The organism is Nocardia vinacea NBRC 16497 (genome assembly GCF_000308835.1).
In the GTDB taxonomy this organism is placed as follows: domain Bacteria; phylum Actinomycetota; class Actinomycetes; order Mycobacteriales; family Mycobacteriaceae; genus Nocardia; species Nocardia vinacea.
On the sequence record NZ_BAGN01000340.1, the window covers coordinates 1 to 3,202 of the forward strand.

General features: G+C 66.3%; 1 protein-coding gene. It reads right to left on the minus strand.

Annotated elements, in window-relative coordinates; all coding sequences use genetic code 11:
• Positions 1–3,202 (minus strand): SDR family NAD(P)-dependent oxidoreductase (locus tag ON44_RS33885; RefSeq protein ID WP_040698207.1); only part of this gene is annotated, 3,202 nt, incomplete at both ends.

Consider the following 3,202-nt stretch of genomic DNA (forward strand, 5'->3'; position numbering starts at 1 on the left):
CGCCGAAGGCAGACACGGCCGCACGACGCGGCCGGTCGGCCTCGGTGGTCCAGGTACGAGACTCGGTGAGTAGTTCGACTGCGCCCGATGTCCAGTCGACGTGGGTGGTCGGTGTGTCGATGTGGAGGGTTTTCGGTAGTGTCTGGTGGCGTATTGCCTCGATCATTTTGATCACTCCGGCTACGCCGGCGGCGTTTTGGGTGTGGCCGATGTTGGATTTCAGGGAGCCCAGCCACAGGGGCCGGTCGGGTTCGCGGTTTTGCCCGTAGGTGGCCAGCAGGGCTTGGGCTTCGATCGGGTCACCGAGGGTGGTGCCGGTGCCGTGGGCTTCGACCACGTCCACTTCCGTGGCCGAGACTCCGGCGTTGGCCAGGGCGCGGCGGATCACCCGCTGCTGGGAAGGACCGTTGGGGGCGGTCAGCCCGTTGGACGCCCCGTCCTGGTTGACCGCCGAGCCACGCACCACCGCCAACACTTGATGCCCGTGGCGACGCGCGTCGGAGAGTCGTTCCACGACGAGGATGCCGACGCCTTCGGACCAGCCTGTTCCGTCGGCGGCTTCGGCGAAGGATTTGCAGCGTCCGTCGGGTGCCAGTCCTTTCTGGCGGGAGAATTCGATGAACGCGCCGGGTGTGGCCAGTACCGCGACGCCGCCGACCAGCGCCATCCCGCACTCACCGGCGCGCACGGCTTGCACGGCTTGGTGCAGGGCGACCAGCGAGGACGAGCACGCGGTGTCCACCGATACCGCGGGACCTTCCAGTCCCAACACATACGACACTCGGCCCGATACGACGCTCGTGGCGCCGCCGGTCAGCCGGTATCCCTCGACTCCGGCGTCGCCGTCGCTTCGGCCTATGCCGTAGGACTGGTCGCTGACGCCGATGAATACGCCGGTGTCGCTGCCGCGCAACGAGACCGGGTCCACCCCGGCGTCTTCGAGGGCTTCCCACACCGTTTCCAGCAGCAACCGCTGCTGCGGATCCATCGCAACCGCCTCGCGCGGGCTGATCCCGAAGAACCCGGCGTCGAACAAGCCGGCGTCGTGAAGGAACGCGCCGTCTCGCGTGTAGGACTTACCGGTCACCCCCGGTTCGGGATCGAACAACCCTGCATCCCAGCCACGGTCGACCGGCCATTGCGACACCACATCCCGGCCCTGGGCCACGACCTGCCACAGCTCTTCGCGTGAGGACACGCCTCCGGGGAAGCGGCAACCCACACCCACGATCGCGATCGGCTCGGCCGAATGACCCACCACCACAACCGGTTCGGCGGCCACGGATGCTCCGGCCAGCTGCTGGTGCAGGTGTTCGGCGACCGCCCGGGGAGTCGGATAGTCGAAGATCAACGTCGCCGCGACCGCCACCCCGGTGGCGGTCTTGATCCGGTTGCGGGCTTCGACGGCGGTGAGGGAGTCGAATCCCAGGTCCCGGAAGTTGCGGTCGGCGTCGATCGCGGTGGCGTCGTCGTGTCCGAGCACGATCGCGATCTGGGCGCGCACCAGATCCAGCAGTACCTGGATCTGTTCGGTTTCGCCCAGACCTGACAAGCGTTGCCGCAGTGGCGATCCCGTGTTCCCGCTGTCGATAGCACTGTCGGTGTCGGCTTGGGCATCGGGTATGTCTGTGATGAGCAGACGACGCCGCGACAGCGTGTAGTAGACGGTGAACTGTTGCCAGTCGATGTCGGCGACGGTCACCAGGGTTTCGTTGTTGGCGACTGCTTGACTCAATGCTTGCAGGGCCAGATCGGGTTCCATCAATCGGATCCCGAGCCGACCGAAGTATTCGGTGGTTGTGCCGATTTCGGTCATCCCGCCGCCTGACCAGCCGCCCCAGGCCAGGGATGTGGCGACCAGTCCGCGCGATCGACGATCCTGTGCCAGGCCGTCGAGGTGGGCGTTGCTTGCCGCGTACTCGGCGAGTCCGGTACCGCCCCAGGTCGCAGCGCCCGAGGAGAACAGCACGAAGGCGTCCAGGCGGCGATCGCCGAGTAGTTCGTCCAAATGCTGTGCGCCCCCGACTTTCGCCGCGGCCGCGGTGGTCATCGATTCCGAGTCGATCTCGGTCAACGGCCGCTGATCGACCACTCCCGCCGCGTGGATGACGGCGGTGAGCGGGATGCTGTCGTTGTCGATCGTGGACAACACGGCGGCCACGTCGCCGCGTTCGGCGATGTCGGCGGCCATGATCGTCACTCGCCCGCCGAGGGCACTCAGTTCCTGCTCCAGCTCGAGCGCGCCGGGAGCCTGCCGCCCGCGACGGCTCACCAGTACCACGTGTTCTGCGCCGTTTGTGAGCAGCCATCGTGCAGCATGTGCCCCGATTCCCCCGGTGCCGCCGGTGACGAGCACTGTCCCGCGGGGACGCCAATGCTTGCCCCGACCTGAATTGGGCAACGGTGCCCGCATCATCCGCCGTCCGTAGACACCGCTTTCGCGGACGGCTAACTGGTCTTCTCCGTCCTCACGTGACAGCACCGCCGGCAGACTGCGCAGGATGGTGTCGTCCCACGCGTTCGGAAGGTCGATCAGCCCTCCCCACGACTGCGGGAGTTCCAGACCCGCTACCTGCCCCAACCCCCACATCTGTGACTGGGTGGCATCGACGGATCGATCCGAAGGACCCACGATTACTGCGCCGCTGGTCACGCACCACAACGGGATCTCGGCGGCCGTCTCGCGCAATGCCTTGAGCAGCCACACATTTCCCGCTACACCACGAGAGACCAGGGGCGAATCGCCACCGATCCCGTCGTTCAAGGCAATGAGCGAAACGACACCGCGGAACTCGTCCCACGGGCCTGCTGATTCGAGCAGATCGGCCATCGTTTGCCGCGTCATCCGATCGGCATCAACCTCTAGGCGCTGAGTCTCCAGACCCGCCGCTGTGAATACTCCACAGACTTCATCGCCTATCGCGGCGCCGGTCGGGCTGACCACGAGCCATTTCCCCGACACGCGGACAGGTTTCTCGGCCAGCCACTTCCAGCCGATTCGATAACGCCACTGATCGATCACCGATTGGGCGCGACGCTGCTGCCGCCACGACGACAACAAAGGCGATACTTCACCGATGGTGCAGCCTTCTTCCAGGCCCAGCGCCTCCCAGTCCTCACGAGCGACCGCGTCCCAGAATTCACCGTCGATGCCATCGTCGGCCCCGACCGACGAGCCCAGTGAGTCGGGGTGTCCGGATGC